Annotated in this window: 1 protein-coding gene; it reads left to right on the forward strand. The window is 63.3% G+C overall.

Annotated elements, in window-relative coordinates; translation table 11 throughout:
• Nucleotides 1–165: 165 nt before the first annotated feature.
• The coding region (locus CK240_RS17965) for a helix-turn-helix domain-containing protein (RefSeq protein WP_135058995.1) at nt 166–539 on the forward strand (374 nt) is incomplete at its 3' end.

Below are 539 nucleotides of genomic sequence, written 5' to 3' on the forward strand. Positions count from 1 at the left end.
GGCATCGTTGCCCCTGCCCTCCTGATCGTTGCTCTACAGACCCACTCAGCGGGCTTCGAGACGGCTTGGGTTTCCCCTGATCTGTGAAGGCTGTTTTCGGATGTGTGTTAATAGCAGGAAATATAACTTGGATACTTCACAGCCTCCAAGTTGGATACTTCACACATGCCGAGACGCAAGTTCAGCCGCCTGACGAACGCCCAGAAGCAAGCTCTCCGGGGTGAGCTCGACGCGAAGGTGCCGGTGACGGAGTTGGCGAAGAAATACGGGGTCAGCCGCCGGACGATCTACAACCACAGGAACCGCTGGGACGAGCGCCTGCCGCAGTCGCGCAGCAAGGTGCTGACGGTGCGGGTCAGCGCCGAGGACATGGAGCGGCTGGACGCCCTGGCGCGGGAGCTGGACCTGAGCCGGGCCGACACGGCCCGGCGGGTGCTGCTCTATGCGGCGGGCGTCTACCACATCGAACCGCCGGAGGCGGGCGAGATCGAGGCGCTGACCAAGGAGGTTTCAGCGATCGGGCGGAACGTGAACCAGGC

Origin of the sequence: Paracoccus salipaludis, assembly GCF_002287065.1 — a bacterium.
GTDB classification, from domain to species: Bacteria; Pseudomonadota; Alphaproteobacteria; order Rhodobacterales; family Rhodobacteraceae; genus Paracoccus; species Paracoccus salipaludis.